This window comes from Leucobacter sp. OLIS6, from assembly GCF_002752355.1.
In the GTDB taxonomy this organism is placed as follows: Bacteria; Actinomycetota; Actinomycetes; order Actinomycetales; family Microbacteriaceae; genus Leucobacter.
Map to the genome: position 1 here is coordinate 54,233 of NZ_MRAV01000002.1, position 19,935 is coordinate 74,167.

General features: G+C 71.1%; 20 protein-coding genes. 12 read left to right on the plus strand and 8 right to left on the minus strand.

All coding sequences use genetic code 11. The features are described from left to right. Positions 1-131 precede the first annotated feature (131 nt). Positions 132-347, minus strand: coding sequence for a hypothetical protein (locus BMH31_RS02035; protein ID WP_099723009.1), 216 nt, complete (start codon positions 345-347; stop codon positions 132-134). Positions 348-451: 104 nt separating this feature from the next. Between BMH31_RS02035 and BMH31_RS02040 the strand changes: the two genes are divergently transcribed. The 9 genes from BMH31_RS02040 to BMH31_RS02080 all read left to right on the plus strand — a co-directional run bounded on the left by BMH31_RS02040 (position 452) and on the right by BMH31_RS02080 (position 8,852). Then, positions 452-652 carry a hypothetical protein gene (locus BMH31_RS02040; protein WP_143469780.1) on the plus strand — a complete coding sequence of 67 codons (201 nt, stop codon included), beginning with the start codon at positions 452-454 and terminating at the stop codon, positions 650-652. A gap of 86 nt (positions 653-738) precedes the next feature. Then, positions 739-1,218 (plus strand): MarR family transcriptional regulator, encoded by a 480-nt coding sequence (locus BMH31_RS02045; RefSeq protein ID WP_099723005.1) that lies wholly within the window; start codon positions 739-741, stop codon positions 1,216-1,218. Continuing rightward, positions 1,215-1,982 carry a HEAT repeat domain-containing protein gene (locus BMH31_RS02050; protein WP_168187881.1) on the plus strand — a complete coding sequence of 256 codons (768 nt, stop codon included), beginning with the start codon at positions 1,215-1,217 and terminating at the stop codon, positions 1,980-1,982. The genes BMH31_RS02045 and BMH31_RS02050 overlap by 4 nt, the downstream gene beginning before the upstream one ends. A 200-nt stretch (positions 1,983-2,182) precedes the next feature. Next, positions 2,183-3,160 (plus strand): helix-turn-helix domain-containing protein, encoded by a 978-nt coding sequence (locus tag BMH31_RS02055; RefSeq protein ID WP_099723099.1) that lies wholly within the window; start codon positions 2,183-2,185, stop codon positions 3,158-3,160. Positions 3,161-3,331: 171 nt separating this feature from the next. Continuing rightward, the gene (locus tag BMH31_RS02060; RefSeq protein ID WP_099723002.1) at positions 3,332-4,159 is read left to right on the plus strand and encodes a MoaF C-terminal domain-containing protein; all 828 of its coding nucleotides are present in this window, start codon (positions 3,332-3,334) and stop codon (positions 4,157-4,159) included. 66 nt (positions 4,160-4,225) lie between these two features. Further along, positions 4,226-5,404 carry an ABC transporter substrate-binding protein gene (locus BMH31_RS02065; protein WP_099723000.1) on the plus strand — a complete coding sequence of 393 codons (1,179 nt, stop codon included), beginning with the start codon at positions 4,226-4,228 and terminating at the stop codon, positions 5,402-5,404. A 136-nt stretch (positions 5,405-5,540) separates the two neighbouring features. Further along, a complete protein-coding gene (locus BMH31_RS02070; protein ID WP_099722998.1) occupies positions 5,541-6,416 on the plus strand; it encodes a branched-chain amino acid ABC transporter permease in 876 nt (291 codons plus the stop codon). Next, complete coding sequence (locus BMH31_RS02075; RefSeq protein WP_099722996.1) at positions 6,403-8,160, plus strand: ATP-binding cassette domain-containing protein; 1,758 nt, start codon at positions 6,403-6,405, stop codon at positions 8,158-8,160. The genes BMH31_RS02070 and BMH31_RS02075 overlap by 14 nt, the downstream gene beginning before the upstream one ends. Next, positions 8,157-8,852 carry an ATP-binding cassette domain-containing protein gene (locus tag BMH31_RS02080; RefSeq protein WP_099722995.1) on the plus strand — a complete coding sequence of 232 codons (696 nt, stop codon included), beginning with the start codon at positions 8,157-8,159 and terminating at the stop codon, positions 8,850-8,852. Before BMH31_RS02075 ends, BMH31_RS02080 begins: the two co-directional genes overlap by 4 nt. Positions 8,853-8,917: 65 nt before the next feature. Here BMH31_RS02080 and BMH31_RS02085 read toward each other — a convergent pair whose 3' ends face one another. Further along, complete coding sequence (locus tag BMH31_RS02085; RefSeq protein ID WP_099722993.1) at positions 8,918-9,745, minus strand: SDR family oxidoreductase; 828 nt, start codon at positions 9,743-9,745, stop codon at positions 8,918-8,920. A gap of 198 nt (positions 9,746-9,943) precedes the next feature. Here BMH31_RS02085 and BMH31_RS02090 point away from each other — a divergent pair, with 198 nt between their 5' ends. Then, positions 9,944-11,581, plus strand: a complete 1,638-nt coding sequence (locus tag BMH31_RS02090) for an amidohydrolase (RefSeq protein WP_099722991.1) — start codon at positions 9,944-9,946, stop codon at positions 11,579-11,581. A gap of 28 nt (positions 11,582-11,609) precedes the next feature. Here BMH31_RS02090 and BMH31_RS02095 read toward each other — a convergent pair whose 3' ends face one another. From BMH31_RS02095 to BMH31_RS02115, 5 genes are read right to left on the minus strand one after another with little or no spacing between them, the layout of a single operon-like run. Then, positions 11,610-13,931 carry an arylsulfatase gene (locus BMH31_RS02095; protein WP_099722989.1) on the minus strand — a complete coding sequence of 774 codons (2,322 nt, stop codon included), beginning with the start codon at positions 13,929-13,931 and terminating at the stop codon, positions 11,610-11,612. A gap of 3 nt (positions 13,932-13,934) precedes the next feature. Further along, entirely contained in the window at positions 13,935-14,726 is a 792-nt protein-coding gene (locus BMH31_RS02100) for an ABC transporter ATP-binding protein (RefSeq protein WP_099722987.1), read from the minus strand. Continuing rightward, a complete protein-coding gene (locus tag BMH31_RS02105) occupies positions 14,723-15,559 on the minus strand; it encodes an ABC transporter permease (RefSeq protein ID WP_099722985.1) in 837 nt (278 codons plus the stop codon). The genes BMH31_RS02100 and BMH31_RS02105 overlap by 4 nt, the downstream gene beginning before the upstream one ends. Further along, positions 15,559-16,338 carry an ABC transporter permease subunit gene (locus tag BMH31_RS02110; protein WP_099722983.1) on the minus strand — a complete coding sequence of 260 codons (780 nt, stop codon included), beginning with the start codon at positions 16,336-16,338 and terminating at the stop codon, positions 15,559-15,561. Before BMH31_RS02110 ends, BMH31_RS02105 begins: the two co-directional genes overlap by 1 nt. A 9-nt stretch (positions 16,339-16,347) precedes the next feature. After that, a complete protein-coding gene (locus tag BMH31_RS02115; protein ID WP_099722981.1) occupies positions 16,348-17,358 on the minus strand; it encodes an ABC transporter substrate-binding protein in 1,011 nt (336 codons plus the stop codon). 206 nt (positions 17,359-17,564) lie between these two features. Between BMH31_RS02115 and BMH31_RS02120 the strand changes: the two genes are divergently transcribed. Together BMH31_RS02120 and BMH31_RS02125 are read left to right on the plus strand one after the other, a co-directional pair. After that, entirely contained in the window at positions 17,565-18,191 is a 627-nt protein-coding gene (locus BMH31_RS02120) for a TetR/AcrR family transcriptional regulator (protein WP_099722979.1), read from the plus strand. 85 nt (positions 18,192-18,276) lie between these two features. Then, positions 18,277-19,182 carry a formylglycine-generating enzyme family protein gene (locus tag BMH31_RS02125; protein ID WP_199068225.1) on the plus strand — a complete coding sequence of 302 codons (906 nt, stop codon included), beginning with the start codon at positions 18,277-18,279 and terminating at the stop codon, positions 19,180-19,182. Between the two features lie 6 nt (positions 19,183-19,188). Here BMH31_RS02125 and BMH31_RS02130 read toward each other — a convergent pair whose 3' ends face one another. Then, on the minus strand, positions 19,189-19,929 hold the full coding sequence (locus tag BMH31_RS02130) for an SDR family NAD(P)-dependent oxidoreductase (protein WP_099722977.1): 741 nt from the start codon (positions 19,927-19,929) through the stop codon (positions 19,189-19,191). Positions 19,930-19,935: the final 6 nt, after the last annotated feature.

The following is a 19,935-nucleotide window of genomic DNA, read 5'->3' on the forward strand; positions in this document are numbered from 1 at the left end:
CCAACGAGCGATGAAAGACGCTCTACATATGAGACGGATCGTGCGGCGCGAACGTCACAAAAAAGTTCGGAGGAGATTCCGGAGGGTGCCGCGTTCGCGAGAAACCGGTCGTCGCGCGGCGCTCCTTCGCGTCAGAGCTCGGTCTCCCAGCGCGGCGGCCGCCGCGTCGGCGATGTCGTCGCCTTGAGGAAGAGGCGGACGAGGCTCTGCTTCTTCACGAGGTAGGCATGCCGATCGATCTCGCCGGCGGCGTACTGCGCGTCGAGCTCGGCGATGGTCTCGGCGGCGCTTCCCGCGTCGAAGCGGGAGCGCTCGGGACCGAGGTCGTGCCTTTCACGGATGCTCACGGCAAGGAGTGTAGGACTCGCGTCCGACATCCGCGGGATCCCGACGGCCTTCCTGAGAAGTCAAGGGGGTGATCCCGACCCGGGGCGTCCGTACCGTGGGTGCCATGAACGATACGAGCGAATCCGCGAAGCAGCCCGCAGACCGCGACCCGGAGCACCCGGAGACCGTGGACGAGCCCGTGCTGGACGGCGCGACCGAGCACGATCCCGAGGACGAGAACGTCGATCCGCGCAAGGGCCTGACCGATCCCGCGCTGATCCGGGACATCGACGCCGACAAGAAGACCGCCAACCCGTACGGTTGATCCCCGCTGCCCCCGGGGCGGGGGCAGTCGGCTTCGGACGGAGATCCGTAGTCACATAGATTAGTCACCTGATAGTTTGGTGGCTAATGAATAATCTGATCGATGCCAAGCACGCGTTGCTCCTCGAACGCGTGGGCGATGCGCCCGCGGCGGCACTGGTGATGGGACTGCTCACCACGGCGCGCCGCATCGACGCCGAGTGCGCGGCGCTCCTCGAACCGCACGGGCTCTCCGAGGGGCGCTTCGCTGCGCTGCTCGCGATCTCGTCCGAGCCGGGGGCGGCACCCGCGAGGATCGCCGAGCGGTCGGGCGTGACCCGAGCCACGGTCACGGGACTCGTCGACGGGCTCGTCCGCGCGGGATGGGCGGTCCGCGAACCCGATCCGAGCGACCGCCGCGCGCTCGTCCTGCACGCCACCCCGGCGGGGGAAGCGTTGCTCGCCGAGCTCGCCCCGCGGTACGAGACCTGGCTCCAGCGGCTCACGGGCGACATCGGTGCGGACGCCGCGGCCGCCTGCGCCGACGCCCTCGCCACGATGCAGCGCAACGCGACGGCATCGGCGTGAACCCGACGAACGGTTCCCGGCGCCGCCCGTCTGCGCCGCGCGACGAGGTGCAGCGCGGCCTCGTCGAGTCGCGCACGCTCGGCGAGATCACCGCACTGGACCACGCGGTGCTGCTCGCGCACGCGATCCCGGAGGCGTCCGGCGAACTCGCGGCCGAGGTGCGGGCAGCAGGGGAGCTCGGCATCCTGGCCCGGATGCGCGCCATCGGCGCAGCACTCCACGCCCACCTCGGGGCGGCGGCATGCACCGAGCTCACCCGACACCCCTCGGACACGGTACGCGGATGGGCCTGGTTCGCGCTCGCCACGGAGCCGGGATCCCCGCCAGAGATCGTCGCGCTGATCCTGCCGGCCGCCGACGACCCGCACTTCGGGGTGCGCGAATGGGCCTGGATGGCCGTGCGGGACCGGCTCGCCGCCGAACTCGATGAGAGCGTCGCCGCGCTCGCCGAGCTGACGACCGATCCGTCGGAGCGGGTCCGCCGCTTCGCGAGCGAGGCCTTGCGTCCGCGCGGGGTGTGGGCGAAGCGCATCGCGGTGCTCGGGTCGGAACCGGATCGGGGCCTGCCGATCCTGGAACCGCTGCGCGCCGACCCGTCGACCTACGTGCAGGACTCGGTCGCGAACTGGATCAACGACGCCGCGAAGTCGAACCCCGGGTGGGCGCGCGATCTCGCGATCCGGTGGGCGCGAGAGAGCCCCGGACCCGAAACCCGGCGGATCCTCCGCCGCGGTCTCCGATCGCTCGACGGCGCGCGAGCGTGACGCCCGTCGGAAGGAGATCCGGCCTCACCTTGCCTCTCCACGCCGAGCCCTTGACCCAGCGACCCCGGTCCGGCCGCAGCTGCTGACACCGCGGTCGCGCGCGTGTACGCTCGCGTGCACAGCGGCTCCGGCGCCGCGAGGACGCGCGTCGGCGATCCCGCGCCCGCCCTCGGGCGGCGGCCCGAAGGCGGGTGGAGCAGATGCAGCGCACGATCGCACCGCACGGCGCGCGAGGCGGGTCGGGCGTCGCCCAGACCGACAGCCTCGCCGCGTTCCGCAGCATGGTCTCCGCCTCGTTCGTCCCGCTGCGGATCAGCACGGAGCGGGAAGCGCCGTTCGCGGCGCGCATGCACTCCGTCTCGGCCGGCGACATCGTGTTCACCGAGGTGACGGCGTGCCCCCACCTCGTCGAGCGCACGCCCGAGACGATCGCGAACGGCGGCAGCGGGTACTACAAGATCGGGCTGCTGCAGCAGGGCAGCGGGATCCTGGTGCAGGACGGCCGCGAGGCGGCGCTCGGGCCGGGATCCCTGACCATCACGGATACGTCGCAGCCGTACTCGCTGCTGCTCGGCGAGAGCTTCCGCAACCTCGTCATGATGTTCCCGAAGCACCTGCTTCCCGTGCCGTACGCCGAGCAGCTCACCGCGGTCGTGCTCGGCGAGCAGCATCCCGCCCTCGCCTCGGTCGCGACGGCGTTCCTCGGGCAGTTCCCCGCCCAGCTGACCGCGATGAACGATCCGCTGCGCGGCAAGCTCGCCCGCACCGCGCTCGACCTCGTCACCACACTCGTCTCGGGGATCGCCGACACGGATCCGGTGCAGCGGGACCCGCACCACCAGCTGCTGCAGCGCATCTACGCCTACATCGACGACCATCTCGCGTCGCCGGATCTCTCGCCCGGGCGCATCGCGGCGGCGCACTACGTCTCGACGAGCCACCTGAGCGCGGTCTTCCGCCGCACCGGCACCACCGTGTCGGCCTGGATCCGGTCGCGACGGCTCGACCGCTGCCGGGCCGACCTGCTGGACCCCGTGCTCGCCGATCGCACCGTCGCGAGCATCGCGGCCCGCTGGGGCTTCACCGAGGCCGCGTACTTCAGCCGCACGTTCAAGGCGACGTTCGGTGTCTCGCCGAGCGAGCTGCGTCTCGGGGAGCGTCCCGCAACCGCTTCGTGACCCGGATTGACCGGATCGCCACGCCCCTTGTCGCTGCGCGAGCGGTGCGGTCCGGGTCGGCTCACCGCTCCCTACAGTGAGCGCAAGACGAGCATCGAAGCTCTCCAGTCGACGGCTGGGCGCGCGGTGCGACGTCCTCTCTGACCGACGCGCTGAAAGGACCCCGGGACGATGACGACCCCCGCAGCAGCACCCACCGCAGCCGAGCTGACCGCCGCGGATCCGAACGAGTGGCGGAGCTACGACGAGTTCGCGGCCGGGATCGATACCTACCGCCTGCCGAGCATCGACCTCGACGGACAGACGCTCGCACTGCTGCTCGACGACGGCACCGAGCTGCGCCTCGCCTTCGAGAACGGCGAGGTCGCCTGGTCGGCGAGCGGCTCCATCACGACCGCGGGCGAGCTGCGGGATCCCTACGACGCGGTACGGGTGCGCGAGGACGTCGTGTTCCTCAACCTGCCCGTCGAGACCCGCGAGCGCGAGGCGATCACGATCGTCTACTCCGAGCGCACCCACCGGGCGCTCGTGACCCGGTCCGAGATCGCCGAGTCCGAGACCGAGGGGGAGCCCCGCGTCGGGCAGACGTTCTGGGCGGCGACGACCGACCGCGGTACCGCCACCGGCGAGGTCCCCGGCCCGTCGCGCGACCTCATCGGCCGCCGCAACCTGTACCGATACAGCCCCGAGCACCTCTACGAGCACGTCTACATCTCGAGCGAGCGCTACGCCTGGCAGTGCGTCCAGGGCGTGCAGCGCGGCCACGGCGACATGGACCTGTCGACCGTGTGGAAGTTCGAGGACGGCCTCTACCTGTTCTGCTTCCGCGAGTTCCGCATCGCCGTCGCGAGCGTCTGGCTGCACGACCTCGGCACCCAGCTCATGACGACGGGCATCTTCCTCGGGATCACGGGCGACGGCCGGGCCGAGCACTCCCGGGCCGGCGGCCACGTCTACCCCCTCGGATCCGTCGCCTACCCCGACGTCCAGCCCGTCTGACTCCGGAGCCCGAAGGCTCCGCGCCCCCGCAGTACCTCACCCTCACCTGTCCCGAGAGGAACCGACATGAAGAAACGACTCCTGGCGGCTGCGGCCCTGACCGCGGCCGCGGCGCTCGCGCTCAGCGGCTGCGCCGGAAGCGACGGCGGTGGCGGCGGGCCGATCAAGCTCGGCTCCGTCAACACCATCAGCGGCCCGGCCACCTTCCCCGAGGCCTCGCAGGCTGCGAAGGCCGTGTTCGACGAGGTCAATGCCAAGGGCGGCATCAACGGCCGCAAGATCGAATACAAGATCACCGACGACAAGGCCGACCCCGCAACAGCGACCGCGTCCGCCCGTCAGCTGATCGGCAGCGACGAGGTCGTCGCGCTGGTCGGTTCGGCGTCGCTGCTCGACTGCGAGATCAACGCGAAGTATTACGAGCAGGAGAAGGTGCGCTCGATCCAGGGCATCGGCGTCGACCCCGGCTGCTTCAAGTCGAAGAACATCGCGCCGGTCAACATCGGCCCGTTCAACGACACCACGCTCACCATGCTCTACGGGTCCGAGAAGCTCGGCCTCAGCGACCTGTGCGTGTTCACCAGCGTCATCGGCTCGACCGGCCCCTCCTACAAGGCCGCCGTCGACCGCTGGAGCTCGATCACCGGCAAGAAGCCCGTGCTCATCGACGACACCGTGCCCTACGGCGGCGCCGATTACACGCCCTACATCGTGAAGGCGAAGAAGGCCGGCTGCAAGGCCATCGTCAGCAACGCCGTCGAGCCCGACGCGATCGGCCAGATCAAGGCCGCGAACCAGCAGGGCTGGGACGACGTCACCTTCCTGTTCCTCACCTCCACCTACAGCGAGAGCTTCGCGAAGGCCGTGTCGAACAGCGCGGCGGGCGTCTACGTCCCCGCCGAGTTCTACCCCTTCACCGAGGACAGCGACATCAACGCCGACTGGAAGGCGCTGATGAAGAAGAACGACATCACCCTGACCTCGTTCAGCCAGGGCGGCTACCTCTCGGCCACGTTCATGGTCGAGGTGCTCAAGAGCATCAAGGGCGACATCACCCGCGAGAGCGTCGCCAAGGCGCTCGACGAGATGAAGCCGATCGAGAACCAGATGATCGCGTACCCGTACCAGTTCAAGCAGGTCGCCGCGCAGGACTACGAGCCCGGCGGCTGGCCGGTCGTGCTGAAGTCCGGCACGAACGCCTGGGCCAAGGCCGCGGACGACTGGCTGAAGCTGCCGTCGAAGTAACCGCTCCGCTCCCGCGCCCGGTGGGGCAGAACCTCGGGTTCTGCCCCACCGGGCGCTCCGGTCCCATCGATCCCACCGCAGAGGTTCCCATGCACCACACACCCGCATCGCGCGGCCCCCGCACCCGGGGGCACGCGTGAACGGCGGCGCGCTCCTCCAGGGCGCGCTCTCCGGACTCGCCGCGGGCGGCGTCTACGCCGTCTTCGCCGTCACGCTCACCCTCATGTCCCGCCTCGTGCGCGTCGTCAACTTCGCGCAGGCGGCCACCGGCATGTTCGCCGCGTTCATCTCCGTCTGGTTCGCGAGCAAGCTCGGGATCCCCGTCTGGCTCGCGACGATCGCCGGCGTCATCGTCGGCGCCCTGCTCAGCGCGCTCATCGGCTGGATCGCGGCGACCTGGCTCGCCGAGGCCGATCTATCGACCCGCTCGGCCATGACCGTCGCCCCGTTCCTGCTGCTCATGTCGCTCTCCTACATCATGTTCGGCAACAAGCCCCAGCCCTTCGCCCCGATCTTCGACGGCGCCGCGTTCAGCGTCGCCGGCGTGGTCGTGAGCTGGGTCACCGTCGTCACCGTCTCGCTCGCGATCCTCGTGGCGCTCGCCGCCGCGGTCGTGCTGCGCAAGACCACCATCGGCACGAAACTGCGCGCGCTGTCGGACCGCCCCACCACGGCGGAGCTGATCGGCATCGCGTCGAAGCCGCTGTCGATCGGGGTCTGGGCCGTCACCGGCGCGGTCAGCGCGGTCACGGTGCTGATCATCGCTCCCACGCAGTCGAACGACGCGGTGAGCCTGTCGATGCTCATCATCCCCGCCGCCGCCGCGGCGCTGCTCGGCGGGTTCAAACGGCTCGACCTCGCGGTCGTCGGCGGTCTGCTGCTCGGTCTCGTCGGCGGCATGGTGGCGCAGGTGTCCGAGCTGACGCTCGTGCGCAGCTTCGTCCCGCTCGTGTTCATCGTCGTCCTCCTCCTGTGGTCCCAGAGAAAGGCGGTGTGGGATGCTGCTCGCTAACCGCTCCCTCCGCGTCGCGCTGCCGTTCGTGGTGGCGGTGCTCGCCCTCGGCGTCGGCTGGGCCCTGAGCGTCGGACTCTCGGGCTACGTCGTCTATCTCGCGATCAGCATGGTGACCGCGACGATCGCGATCCTCGGTCTCGGCATCGTCACGGGCTCGGCGGGCATCATCGCGCTCTGCCAGCTCACCTTCGGCGCGATCGGCGCCTGGATCGTCTCGTGGCTCAACGTGTCGCACGCACCCGGCGGCTTCATCGTCTGGCTCATCGCGGGCGGCATCGGCGCAGGCGTCGCGGGCGTGATCATCGGCTTGCCGGCGCTCCGCCTGCGCGGTGTGAACCTGGCGGTCGTCACCCTCGGCTTCGCCGCGGCGTTCGACGTGCTGCTCGTGCAGACGCAGTTCCCCGGCCAGGCCGACGGCGCGCAGATCGAGCGGCCCGCCATGTTCTCGAGCGACCGGCAGTTCTTCTTCTTCGCGATCATCGTGCTCGTGATCTGCGCGCTCGGCGTGTTCCTGTTGCAGCGCAGCCGCATCGGCAGCAGCTGGAAGGCCGTCGCCTTCTCGGAGCGCGGCACCGCGGCCGTCGGCCAGAGCGTCAGCGCGGCCAAGCTGTCGGCCTTCGCGGTCAGCGCCGCGCTCGGCGGCGTCTCGGGCGGGCTGCTGGCCGGCCAGGTCGGAATCCCGTACGCCTCGAGCTTCACCCCGATCCAGTCGCTCGCCCTCTACATCCTCGCGATCATGAGCGGCGCCTACCTGATCGACATGGCGATCTTCGGCGGGATCCTGTGGGTGCTCGTGCCCGAGCTGCTGAAGCGCTGGGGCGTGCCCCAGGACTGGGGCTTCGTCGTCTTCGGCGTGCTGGGCATCCAGGCGCTCACGAGCGGATCGAACCTCGGCGAGGCGATCCGCTCAGGCATCCGCAAGCGGGCCAAACGCCGAAAGGCGGCGGCGGTCGACCCGGGGTCGGTGACGACGAGCGTGCTCGACGTGTTCGCCGTGCCCGAGGCCGAGGAGCCCGTGCCCGCGGACGCGCCGCCCGTGCTCGAGGTACGCGGGCTCGGCGTGCAGTTCGGTGCGCTGAAGGCGCTCGACGACGTCTCGCTGCGGGTGCGTCCACGCTCGATCATGGGGCTCATCGGCCCGAACGGCGCCGGCAAGTCGACCTTCGTCGACGCGGTGAGCGGCTTCCTGCCGCAGCACACGGGCGCGGTCGAGCTCGACGGCACCGACATCAGCCGGCTGTCGCCGGTGTCGCGGGCCCGGAAGGGCCTGCGCCGCACCTTCCAGCAGGATCGGGTGCCGCCCCAGCTCACGGTCGAGGCCTACGTGCGCTTCGTCGCCCGCCGGGCGCTCGACCGCGACGAGCTGGCCGATGCGCTCGCGTTCCTCGGCTGCCCGCCACCCGAGGAGCAGCTCGCGAACGTCGACGTCGGCACCCGCCGACTGATCGAGGTCGCCGCGGCGGTGCTCTCGGGGCCGCGCGTGCTGATCCTCGACGAGCCGGCCGCCGGGCTCTCGCACGAGGAGCACCTGCAGTTCGGGCAGCGCCTCACCCGGATCCCGTCGCGCTTCGACACGGCGATCGTGATCATCGAGCACGACCTCGATCTGGTGCGCACCGTCTGCACCGAGCTCACCGTGCTCGACTTCGGTCGGGTGCTCGCCCAGGGCGAGGCCGGATCGGTGCTGGAGGATCCGGCCGTCGTGGCCGCATACATGGGAGACGCGGAGGTGACGCAGTGAGCGAACTGCAGTTGAGCGGAACGACCGTCAGCCGGGGAGCCGGACCCGTGGTCTCGGGGGTCGACCTCGTGCTCCGCGAGGGCGAGATCCTCGCGCTCGTCGGACCGAACGGGGCGGGCAAGACGAGCCTGCTCGAATCGGTGTCGGGCGTGATCCCGCACTCGTCGGGCGACATCTCGGTCGACGGCCGGTCGATGGCGAAGTGGGGCCGCGTGCAGCGCGCTCGCGCAGGCATCGCGCACATCGAGCAGGGCCGCGCGATCTTCCCGTCGCTCACCGTGCGCGAGAACCTGCTGCTCACCGCGAAGAACGACGCGGGTGTGCAAGAGGTGCTGGCGTCGTTCCCCGAGCTCGAGAAGCGCATCGACGCGCAGTCGGCGCTGCTCTCGGGCGGCGAGCAGCAGATGGTGGTGCTGGCGCGCGCGTTCGCGTCGAAGCCGCGGTTCCTGCTGATCGACGAGATGTCGCTCGGCCTCGCACCGGTGGTGTTCATGCGGCTGCTGCCGCTGATCCAGCAGATCGCGGCGACCGGGGTCGGGGTGCTGCTCGTCGAGCAGTTCACCCACCTCGCGCTCGGCATCGCCGACGAGGCGATGGTGCTCGCGAGCGGCCGCGTCAGCCATGCGCAGGGGCCGGCGAAGGCGCTCGAGCAGGATCCTGAGCTGCTGCGGCGGGCGTACCTGGGCGGGTGACTCCGCGAACGCCGAAGGGCGGGCCCGGCTTCTCGCCGGGCCCGCCCTTCGGCGTTCGGGTGCGACTACATGCCCGCGTGCTCGAACGCGATGGTCGGCAGGTCGACGACGTGGGCGCCTCCGTCGGCGACGAGCACCGATCCGGTCACGTACGACGACTGCGCGGATCCGAGGAAACGCGCGATGGACGCGATCTCGGCGGGCTCCGCCGGTCGGCCGAGGGGGACGTCCCGGGTCACCGCGGCGTACCCGGCCGCGCGGTCCGCGATCTCGGGAGCGGCCTGTGCGAACTCGTCCATCTCGGCATCGGCCATGGGCGTGCGCACCCACCCCGGGCAGATCGCGTTGACGCGCACGCCCTTCGCGCCGTAATCGCGGGCGAGGCTGCGCGTCAGGCCGATGAGGGCGTGCTTGCCGACCGTGTAGCCCGCGACGGAGGGACCGGCGAAGAGCCCGGCGAGCGATGACACGATGACGATCTGGGCGCCGCCGTGCTCCGCGGCCGCGTCGATCAGCGCGGGCAGCGATTCGCGGGCCATCACGAAGGCCGTCGACAGGTTGACGCTGATCGCGGCGTCCCAGTCGGCGTCGCTCGTCTCGCCGACCGACGAGAAGCCGTGGCCGCCCGCGTTCGCGACGAGCACGTCGAGGCGTCCGAAGCGGCGTACGATCTCGGCGACGGCGGCCCGGGCGGACGCGCCGTCGGCCGCGTCGGCGACGATCGCGGTCCCGCCGATGCGCTGCGCGACGACCTCGATCGGCTCGCGGCGTCGACCCAGCACCACGACGGTGGCGCCCTCTGCCGCGAACCGCTCGGCGACCGCGGCGCCGATGCCGGTCCCGCCTCCGGTGATGGCGACCACGCGCCCCTGTACGTCCGTGCTTCCGGTCATCCGGCTCTTCCTCTCGTTCGTCGGCGACTCTGCCGTGCCCTCATCCTGCCGCCGGTCGGGAGCCCGCGCGCGGATCGGTCCCGCATGCGCAACAGCGCTGTCCTCACGGTCAACGTCGCCGGATCCATCGTCGGAATACTGGATCGGGGTGCCGTTCGCGCGCACCCACGAGCTTCCGCACACAGACAGGAGTCGACGATGACCCACCCCGATCTGATCCTCACCGGCGCCCGCGTCTACACCGCGGATCCGACCCGTCCGCGGGCCGAGGCGATCGCGGTGACCGGCGGGCGGATCACGGCCGTCGGCACGGACGCCGAGGTCGCGGAGCTGGCCGGGCCCCGTACCGAGCGCCGCGCGCTCGACGGCGCGTTCCTGATGCCCGGCCTGGTCGACGTGCACAACCACCACGCGATCGCCGGCCAGGAGGACCTGTTCGAGCTGCGCCTGCCGCTCGGCGCGCACCTCGACGGGATCGCCGACGCGGTGCGCGCGTACGCCGAGGGGCTGCCGGCCGATGCCTGGATCGTCGGCGGGCCGTGGGCCAGCGACCGGCTCGGCGAGATCGACTCCGCGGAGGCGCTGGCCCTGCTCGACGCGGCCGCGGGCGGACGCCCGGTGATGCTCTCCGACGATTCGCACCACAACCGGTGGGCGAGTTCGCGCGCGATGGAGCTCGCCGGGATCGCCGCGGGCGACGACGGCGTCTCGCTCGACGCCGAGGGGCGGCCGACCGGCGTGCTCATCGAGGCGGCGGGGATCCCGGTCGCGCAGGCGCACCGCGCCGTGGGTGCGCTGACCGCCGAGCAGGATCGGGCCGCCTCGCGCCGCGGGGTGGCGATGCTCAGCGAGTACGGGATCACGGCGTTCCAGGACGCGGGTGTCTCGACGCAGACCCTCGAAGCGCTGCGCGCGCTCGACGCCGACGGCGAGCTCGACGCGTGGGTCGTCACCTCGATGCTCGTGAACGACGAGATCTTCGGGCACGACGTGATCGGCGAGGCACTGGTCTTCGGCGGCGAGCGGTTCCGCACCGATCACCACCGGCCCGACTTCGTGAAGATCTTCCTCGATGGGGTGCCGCCGACCCGCACGGGCGCGTTCCTCGAGCCCTACCTGCCCGATGAACTGCACGGCGACCACTTCCACGGCGACACGCTGCTCGATCCGGCGGAGCTGACCGACTGGCTGCGCCGCGTCGCCGAGGTCGGCATCTCGGCCAAGATCCACTGCACGGGCGACGCCTCGGTGCACGCGGTGCTGAACGCGGTCGAGACGCTGCGCGGCGAGGGGTTCACCGAGACGCGGTACCAGGTGGCGCACGGCCAGTTCGTGCACCCCGACGACATCCCGCGATTCGCGGCACTCGGCGTCTCGGCCGACATCTCGCCGTTCATCTGGGTGCCCGGCCCCATCGTGGAGGCGATCCGCGAGGTGCTGCCCCGGGACCGTGCCGACCGCATGCAGCCGAACCGCTCGCTCATCGACGCCGGCGCGATCGTCGCCGGCGGCTCGGACTGGCCGGTGTCGGCGTCGCCGAACGCCTGGGAGGGGATCCACGGTCTCGTGACTCGGGAGGACCCGAGCGGGGAGTACCCCGGCACGCTGTGGCCCGAGGAGGCGATCACGCTCGACGAGGCGATCGCGGTGTTCACGATCAACGCGGCCGAAGCCATGGGGCTCGCCGCCGAGACGGGGTCGCTGGAGGTCGGCAAATCGGCCGACTTCGTGCTGCTCGACCGCGACCCCTTCGCGCACCCGGCGAACGAGCTCGTGCGTACCCGGGTCGACGAGACCTGGTTCGCCGGCCGGCGGGTGTTCGTGCGCGAGGCGTAGGCGGGTCGGCCGCGCCCGCGGCGATCGCTCAGTCGGCGATCGCCGCGACCGCGGCGCCGATCTCGCGCAGCACGGTCCGGTCGTGCTGCGAGCGCGCGCCGGGCACGTAGCGGAGCCGGCGGATCTCGCCCCCGGCGAAACGGAAGCCGCCGTGCCGTTCGTGCAGCTCCCAGTCGACCGGGCCGCCGTAGTCGTAGCCGACGCTGATACCGGTGAACGGCGCCATGCCGAGCAGCATCGGGACTCCCGGGATCTCGGCCGCGGTCGTTCCGTCGACCTCGAGACGCAGGCGCCAGCGCATGCCGTCGAGCTCGTCGACGCGCAGCAGGAGCTCGTGCGCGCCCGGGCCGAGCACGGGACCGCGCGCGCGATGCATGTCGCCGTACGCGTTGTATGCGAGCAGGGGAGCGCCGTCCTCGATCGCGAGGAGGTAGCCGCCGCCCTGATCGCCGTGCGCGACGACGACACCGGCGGCCCTCCCGTCGGGGCCGAGATCGAGCGAGGCGTCCACGGTGAACGACCGCAGTACCGTCAGCTTCGCCGCGCGAAAGCGCTCGAGCGGCGGCCGGAAGGGGGCGAGCGCGACGGGATCCGAGAGCGGGGCCTCCGAGGCCGGGCGGTTGGTGTGGAGGGATCCGTCGTCGTCGAGCGGGAACACGGTGTTGCGCCAGGCCTCCTCGCGCCAGAGCTCGGCGAGCTCGGCGACGCGCTCGGGCTCGGCCGCGGCCAGGTCGCGGGTCTCGGTCGGATCCTCCGAGATCCGATAGAGCTCCCAGGATCCACCCGCAGCGCCCTCGGTCGGCGTCGGCGGCACGTTCGACAGCGCCTTCCAGTCGCCGTCGACCACCGCACGGCGGCCCACGCACTCGAAGTACTGCGTGTCCCGGCCTTCGGCCCCTGGAGCGCCCAGCACGTCGGCGAGGCTGCGGCCGTCGGGCTGCATCGCCGGGCGGCCGTGCCGGGACCCGAGAGACGGCACGCCCACGAGATCGAGAATCGTCGGAGCAAGATCCGAGACGAAGACGAATTGGTCGCGCAGGCCGGGCTCGCCGATACGGGAGGCCGGCCACGAGATGATGAGCGGGGCGTGCACGCCGCCCTCGTAGGTCGACGACTTGAACGACCGGAACGGGGTGTTCGAGACGCGCGCCCATCCTGCGGGGTACTGGCTGAAGAGCTTCGGCCCGCCGATCTCGGCGGGGTCGCGCGGGACGTCCCGCACCCAGTCGGCGGGGAGCGCGGCGGCGTGCCCGAACTGGGCGAAGTAGCTGCGGGTGCCGCTCGGACCGCCTTCAGCGGTGCCACCGTTGTCGCTCGCCAGCACGATCACCGTGTTCTCGAGTTCGCCGAGCTCCTCGAGCCGCGCGACGAGACGGCCGAGGCTCTGGTCGACCTCGTCCACCGCGGCCGCGTAGACCTCCATATGGCGGGCGAACAGCTCGCGTTCGTCGGAGCTCAGCGACTCCCAGCTGGGGATCCGGTCGTCGTCGGCCTGCGCCCCGCTCGGCAGCTCGGCGCGATCGGGCATGATCCCGAGTTCGCGCTGCCGGGCGAAGCGGGCCTCGCGCAGCGCGTTCCAGCCGGCCGCGTACCGGCCGCGGTGCCGGGCGATGTCGTCGGCCTTCGCCTGGATCGGACCGTGCACCGAGGTGTGCGCGAAGTAGAGGAAGAAGGGCTTCGTCGCGTCGTTCACCCGCAGCTCGTCGATCATCGCGAGCGCCGAGTCGGTGAGCTCGTCGGTGAGGAAGTACCCCTCGGGGAACTCCGGCACGTCGACCACGGAGTTGTCGCGCACCAGCCGGTGCGGGTGGTGCAGCGAGGTGAAGCCGTCCATGCTGCCGAAGTAGCGGTCGAAGCCGCGCTGCAGCGGCCACGAGGCGCGGTCGGCCGCGTCGTGCAGTCGCGATTCCGGCGTCAGGTGCCATTTGCCCACCATGAAGGTGGCGTAGCCGCCCGCGCGCAGCGACTCGGCGAGGGTCGGGGCGTCCTCGGGGAGCTCGCACGTGAAACCGGGATACCCGGGGTCGGTGTGCGCGACGTACCCGAAGCCCGCGCGGTGCGGGTTCAGTCCCGTCATCAGCGCGGCCCGCGCCGGTGAGCACATCGGAGCGGTCCGATAGTTCGTGAACACCCAGCCGTCGCCCGCGATCCGGTCGATGTGCGGCGTCGGGATCTCGCTGCCGAACGGCCCGAGGTCGCTGAACCCGAGGTCGTCGACGAGTACGATCACGACGTTGGGGGCGTCGGCCCGGGCCTCGGGGCGCGGCCGCCACCAGGGCTCGGACCCGGACGCGAACTCGCCGACCCGGCCGCCGAAGCCCTCGTACCCCCGTCGTTCCTGCTCCGCCAACGGCTAACCCGCCTTCCGGATGAGTTCGAAGATCTCGGTGCGGAGCTCGGCGAACTCGGGCCGCGCGCGGGTCGCGATCTGATCCCGCGCGCCCGTGAAGCCGATGTCGATGATGCTCGTGACCCGGGCCGGGCGCTCGCCGAGCACCACGACGCGGTCGGAGAGGTACACGGCCTCGTCGATGTCGTGCGTGACGACCACGATCGTCATTCCGAATTGCTCGCGGACGCGCAGGCAGAGATCCTCGAGCTCGAAGCGGGTCTGGGCGTCCACCGACGCGAACGGCTCGTCCATCACGAGCACCTCGGGACGGTAGGCGATGGCGCGCGCGATCGCGACGCGCTGCTGCATGCCGCCCGAGAGCTGCCAGGGGAACTTCGCCTCGGCTCCCGAGAGCCCCACGGCGGCCAGTGCCGATGCGATGCGCTCCGCCTGCTCGGCCTTCGGCAGACGGAGGTGCTTCAGCGGCAGTCGGACGTTCTTCTCGACCGTGAGCCAGGGCATGAGCGAGCGCGTGTACTCCTGGAACACGAGCGCCATCTCCTCCGGAGGGCCGTCGATCTGCTTGCCGTCGATGCGGGCGGAACCGGAAGAGATCGACTGCAGGCCGGTCAGGCACTTCAGCAGGGTGGTCTTGCCGATCCCCGACGGGCCGACGATGCAGACGATCTCGGCGGCCTGCACGTCGAAGGTGAGATCGGCGATGACGGGGACGGGCCCCTTCCCCGTCTCGTAGGTCTTGGCGAGGCCCGAGACGCTGAGCCGCGGGGGCGCGTCGAGTGCGGTGGCATTCATAGGTTCTTCTCCTGCTGTCGGATGGCGATGTACCAGCGCAGCACGCGGCGCCGGAGGAGTACGAGCAGGGCGGTCGCGGCGTAGCCGAGGAGCCCGAGGACGAGGATGCCGACCCACATGTCGGCGATCATGAAGGACTGCTGCGCGAGCAGCGTCATGGCGCCGAGGCCGGTCGAGGACCCGAGCATCTCGCTCGCGATCATGACGACGAAGGCGGTGATGAGGCTCACCTGCACCCCGGAGAGGATCCGGGGGCCGGCCTCGGGCAGGGCGATCGTGACGATCCGATCCCAGCGGCCGATCCGGTAGATCCGCCCGACGCTCACGCGCTCGGGGTCGATCGCGCGGATCCCGTCGATCGTCGATATCAGCACCGGGAACACCGCCGAGAGGGTGATCGCCAGGATCCGCGTCTCGTTACCGAAGCCGAGCAGCGAGACGAAGATCGGGACGAGAGCGACCGGGGGGATCGCGCGGAAGAAGTGGATCGTCGGTTCGATGAACCACGACAGCCAGCGCACGGTGCCGAGCACGATCCCGAGGGCGACTCCGATCGCGCAGGCGAGCAGGAACGAGAGCGCGAGGTTGCCGACCGAGGAGCCGACGTTCGTCCAGAACGCCGGGGTCGCGGAGAGCTCCGCGAGCCGGGTCAGGATCGTGCGGAGCGGCGGGAAGAAGGTGTTGGTGGAGTTCGCGGAGGCGAACCACCAGGCGGCGAGCAGCAGGATCGGGACCGCGATCTCGGCGCCGATCAGCGCCCATCTCGGGATGCCGGATCGCCGCTGCCTGCGGGCCTCCCGGGTTCGGACCATGACGGTCGAGGTAAGGGTCATCAGGCCACCTGCTTCCGGTACTGGGGGTGCCAATGCAGCAGCCTGCGTTCGCCCCACTGGCTGAGCCCCTGCACGACGAGCCCGAGGATCCCGAGCACGAGCACGTAGGCGAAGAGCTTGCTCTGGTCGCCGGCGATCTGGGTGAGCAGCAGGCTCTGGCCGAGGCCGGGGCCGCCGCCGAGCAGTCCGGCGACGACGGCCACGATGAGCGCGGTGGGGGCTGCGACCCGGATCGCAGTGCCGATGTAGGGGAGCGCGCTGGGCAGCACGATGCGGCCGAGGATCTCGGCCTTCCCGAGGCCGTACGAGCGACCGGTCGCGGTGGCGACCGGGTCGGTGTCGAAGACCCCGGCGGAGGCCTGGACGACGATCGAGACGAAGCAGCCGATGAAGACGAGGAAGATCCCCATCCCCGCGGTCGGCCCGAGCACGAGCACGACGATGGGCAGGATCACGATCGGCGGGATCGGCTTCAGGAACTCGAGCGGGATGCGGGTCGCGTGCATCGCGAGCGGTGAGACGCCGATCCCGATGCCGAGCAGGATCCCCGCGACGGCCGCGATGACGAGCCCGGCGAAGGCCATGGCGACGGTGTCCCACGTGGCGGCCCACATGTCCGGGCTGCCGAGGAGGCCGAACAGTGCGGCGATCGCGTCGGTCGCGGCCGGCAGCGGCGAATCCGCCAGCGGTCCCGTCGTGGCGGCGAGCTGCCAGAGGCCGAGTGCCGCCACGACTCCGAGGGCGCCGATGCCGATCTGGAGAAGTCTGGATGCGCGCATGGTGCCGGATCAGCCCCCGAAGATCACGCCGTCGAGCTGCACGGGCTTCGGGAGGAAGCCGAGTGCGACCATCTTGTCGTTCGGGCGCTGCAGGTCCTCGAGCTTCACCTCGGTGGGCCAGACGGGCACCTTGACCTGGTCGACCGTCAGCTTCGACCCGGTGTACTTCAGCCCCGCCTCGATGGCCTCCTTCGGGTGCGCGGTGGCGTACGCGTTGGACTTGACGATGGCGCGCTGGAACGCTTCGATGGCCTGCTTCTTCTGCTCGACGGTGGAACCGCCGGCGGTCCAGAGGCCGGTCGCGCCGGTCTCGAAGAACCCGATGGACGGTGCGGACAGCTGCTTCGCGCCGAGCGAATCGGCCTCGGTGGTGAACGGGCTGACGAGCCCCGCTGCGTCGACCTTGCCGCTCTTCAACGCGGCGACGGCGGAGGTGAAGTCGAGCACCACCCAGTTGACTCCGGTGGCCGGATCGATCCCGGCCTTCTCGAGCTCACCGGCGATCACGACTTCGAGCTGCGCCTTGCGTGCGGGGATCGCGATGGTCTTTCCCTTGAGCCCCTCGACCGACGTGATGCCGCTCGCGGGGCTCGCGAAGAGGCCGGTGTCGTCGAACGCCGAGGGATCCTTCACCTCGGACGCGTCGGCCGGGTAGCCGTCCGCCGCGCCGATCACCTTGATCGGGACGCCCTGGCTCAGTGCGTTCAGCAGCGGGATGCTGGGCGAGTAGGCGATGTCGACCTGGCCGCCCTGCACCGCGGCGAGGCCGGCGGGCGGGTTCGCGACGATCGAGGTCTCGATCTCGAGGCCCTCGTCCGCGAAGAAGCCCTGCTCGATGCCGGTGAGGAGGCTCCCGTCGGAGGTGAGGCCGATCGTGGCGACCTTGAGCTTCGTCGTTCCTCCGGCCCCGCCGGAGCCCCCGGCCCCCGCATCGCCGCTGCCCGAGGCGCAGGCGGTGAGCGCGAGCGCGACCGCGGGGATCAGGGCGAGCGCGGCTCGCAGGCGGTTGGACTTCTTCATGAGCGACTCCTTCGTCGACGGGTGAGCGGCGGGCTCGCACCGGTTAATCACCAAGTGGTGACTCAAAGAATAATCTCCAACTGGCCGCGAAAGATATCGGTCGGGTAACGGTTCGTCACCAAGTGGTGACGAACCGGCGCTCGCGGGTCGAGACTCGGTCGTACGAGGGGCCGGGTTCCCTATGATCGATGCATCGGGAGGAACGCATGCCGAAGATTGTCGATCACGACGAACGCCGTACCCACATCGTCGATGCGGTGACCCAGATCATCATCAACCACGGCTTCGAGCGCGTGACGATGCGCGAGATCGCCGCCGAGGCCGGATACGCCCACGGCGCGATCACCCGCTACTTCCCGAACAAGCAGAGCCTGCTGACCGCTGCCTTCCTGCACGTGTTCAACGGGTCCCACGAGCGCACGATCGAGCGCTGCGCCGGAGTCCGCGGGCTCGAGGCCCTGCGGCGGATGTCGGAGGAGCTGCTGCCGTTCGAGGAGGCCGGCCCGCAGAAGTCCCGCGTCGTGCTCTCCTTCTGGGATCGCGCAGCGCAGGACCCGGAGCTCTGGGAGATCCACCACGACAACATCCTCAAGCGGCGGGATCTGATCCGCCGGTTCCTCGTCGAGGCTCGGGAGGACGGCGAGCTCGCCCCCGACCACGACATCGAGAACGAGGTCAACCGTGTCTCGGCGCACAACGCCGGCTGGCAGATGATGGCGGTGCTGACTCCCGAAGCCGCGACCGATCCCGCCATGCACGCGAGCATCGACGCGATGGTCGCCGAGCTGCGCGGGGAGCGTCCGGGGGCGGGGGCCCGGAATGCCGCAGCCTGATCCGCATGGATCCTGCTGCTCGCCGAAGTCCGCGGGTGCGACCGCGCATCCTGCCGGACGCGGAGCATCGGCGGCATCGCTCCCGATGCCCGCCCCGCCCGGTGCCGGTGCCGCGGCTCACGATTCCGAGCAGTGCGGGATCCCCGCCGGGGTCTTCGCGATGGGGGATTCCTCGGGAGACGGCATCGCCGCCGACGGCGAACGGCCGGTGCATCCGGTCGAGCTCGCCGCGTTCGAGATCGATGCGACCGCGGTCACGAACCTGCAGTTCGCCCGGTTCGTCGCGGCCACGGGCTACGTCACCGAGGCCGAGCGCCTCGGGGTGTCCGCGGTGTTCCACCTGCTGGTCGATGCGCCGACCCTCGATATCACCGGACCGATCCCGGGAACCCCGTGGTGGATCGGCGTCCGCGGAGCGAACTGGCGGCACCCCGGCGGTCGGGCCTCGTCGCTCTCCGGGTTCGAGGACCATCCGGTCGTGCACGTCACCTGGAACGACGCGAACGCCTACTGCGCCTGGGCCGGCCGGCGCCTGCCCACCGAAGCGGAGTGGGAGCGCGCCGCCCGCGGCGGCCTCGAGGGCGCCCGGCACCCCTGGGGCGACGCGCCCATCGACGGCAGCGACGGGACCTGGCGGGCGAACGTCTGGCAGGGATCCTTCCCGGCGCACAACACGGCGGACGACGGCTGGATCGGCACCGCTCCCGTGCGCAGCTACGCGCCCAACGGCTACGGCCTCTGGCAGGCCGTGGGCAACGTCTGGGAGTGGTGCGCCGACCGCTTCGGCGCCACCGCGTACGAGGCGCGCGCGACCGGGGCTGCGCCGGTGCGGGACCCACGGGGCCCCGAGACGGGCCCCGAACGCGTGCTGCGCGGCGGCAGCCACCTCTGCCATCCCTCGTACTGCAATCGGTACCGCAACTCCGCGCGCTCGCGGAACAGCCCCGATTCGTCGATGGGCAACGCGGGCTTCCGGACCGTGGCGCGCTGAACGCGCTCAGATCGCGACGGTGAGGTACCCGCCGTCCACCGGCAGCACCGCTCCGGTGATGAAGGACGCCGCATCGGACGCGAGGAACGCGATCGCTGCGGCCACCTCCTCGGCCGCGCCGAAGCGGCCCAGCGGGGTGCGCGACAGGATCCGCTCCTTCGTGGGTTCGTCGAGGCCGGCAGCGAGCGGTGTCTCGATCCACCCGGGAGCCACCGAGTTCACCCGGATCCCATCGGCGGCCCACGCTTCGGCGAGCGATTTCGTGAGCTGCACCACGCCGCCCTTCGCCGCCGAGTAGGCCGCGCGCGATCCTCCGCCGAAGAAGGCGAACATCGACGCGATCGTGATGAGCGATCCGCCCGAGGCGCGCAGCAGCGGACGGGTCAGCTCGGCCACCCGGTACACGGCGCCGAGCTGGATCGACAGCACCCGTTCGAACGCTTCCCACTCCAGCTCGCGCTCGCCCAGGCTGATCCCCGCGGCGGGCACCAGCACGTCGAGCCGGTCGAGCCCGTCGATCACGGCGCGCACCGCGGCCTCGTCGGTGACGTCCACCTCGTGCGGCTCGATCGCGCCGCCGGGCGGCACCGGGGTGCGATCGGCGCCGAGGCCGATCGCGATCACCCGGGCGCCGAGCCCGGCGAAGAGTTCGGCCGCCGCGAGCCCGATACCGGAGGTCCCGCCGGTGACCAGCACCGTCCGCCCCGCGAACAGTCCGGGCGCGAACGCCTTCGCACCGCCGTCCATCGCGCG

What these genes read in the sequence shown, in the direction of transcription:
- BMH31_RS02040 (WP_143469780.1), top strand. Translation starts at nt 452, where the DNA reads ATGAACGATACGAGCGAATCCGCGAAGCAGCCCGCAGACCGCGACCCG.
- BMH31_RS02045 (WP_099723005.1), top strand. Translation starts at nt 739, where the DNA reads ATGAATAATCTGATCGATGCCAAGCACGCGTTGCTCCTCGAACGCGTG.
- BMH31_RS02055 (WP_099723099.1), top strand. Translation starts at nt 2,183, where the DNA reads ATGCAGCGCACGATCGCACCGCACGGCGCGCGAGGCGGGTCGGGCGTC.
- BMH31_RS02060 (WP_099723002.1), top strand. Translation starts at nt 3,332, where the DNA reads ATGACGACCCCCGCAGCAGCACCCACCGCAGCCGAGCTGACCGCCGCG.
- BMH31_RS02065 (WP_099723000.1), top strand. Translation starts at nt 4,226, where the DNA reads ATGAAGAAACGACTCCTGGCGGCTGCGGCCCTGACCGCGGCCGCGGCG.
- BMH31_RS02075 (WP_099722996.1), top strand. Translation starts at nt 6,403, where the DNA reads ATGCTGCTCGCTAACCGCTCCCTCCGCGTCGCGCTGCCGTTCGTGGTG.
- BMH31_RS02085 (WP_099722993.1), bottom strand. Translation starts at nt 9,745, where the DNA reads ATGACCGGAAGCACGGACGTACAGGGGCGCGTGGTCGCCATCACCGGA.
- BMH31_RS02090 (WP_099722991.1), top strand. Translation starts at nt 9,944, where the DNA reads ATGACCCACCCCGATCTGATCCTCACCGGCGCCCGCGTCTACACCGCG.
- BMH31_RS02100 (WP_099722987.1), bottom strand. Translation starts at nt 14,726, where the DNA reads ATGAATGCCACCGCACTCGACGCGCCCCCGCGGCTCAGCGTCTCGGGC.
- BMH31_RS02105 (WP_099722985.1), bottom strand. Translation starts at nt 15,559, where the DNA reads ATGACCCTTACCTCGACCGTCATGGTCCGAACCCGGGAGGCCCGCAGG.
- BMH31_RS02110 (WP_099722983.1), bottom strand. Translation starts at nt 16,338, where the DNA reads ATGCGCGCATCCAGACTTCTCCAGATCGGCATCGGCGCCCTCGGAGTC.
- BMH31_RS02115 (WP_099722981.1), bottom strand. Translation starts at nt 17,358, where the DNA reads ATGAAGAAGTCCAACCGCCTGCGAGCCGCGCTCGCCCTGATCCCCGCG.
- BMH31_RS02120 (WP_099722979.1), top strand. Translation starts at nt 17,565, where the DNA reads ATGCCGAAGATTGTCGATCACGACGAACGCCGTACCCACATCGTCGAT.
- BMH31_RS02125 (WP_199068225.1), top strand. Translation starts at nt 18,277, where the DNA reads ATGCCCGCCCCGCCCGGTGCCGGTGCCGCGGCTCACGATTCCGAGCAG.
- BMH31_RS02130 (WP_099722977.1), bottom strand. Translation starts at nt 19,929, where the DNA reads ATGGACGGCGGTGCGAAGGCGTTCGCGCCCGGACTGTTCGCGGGGCGG.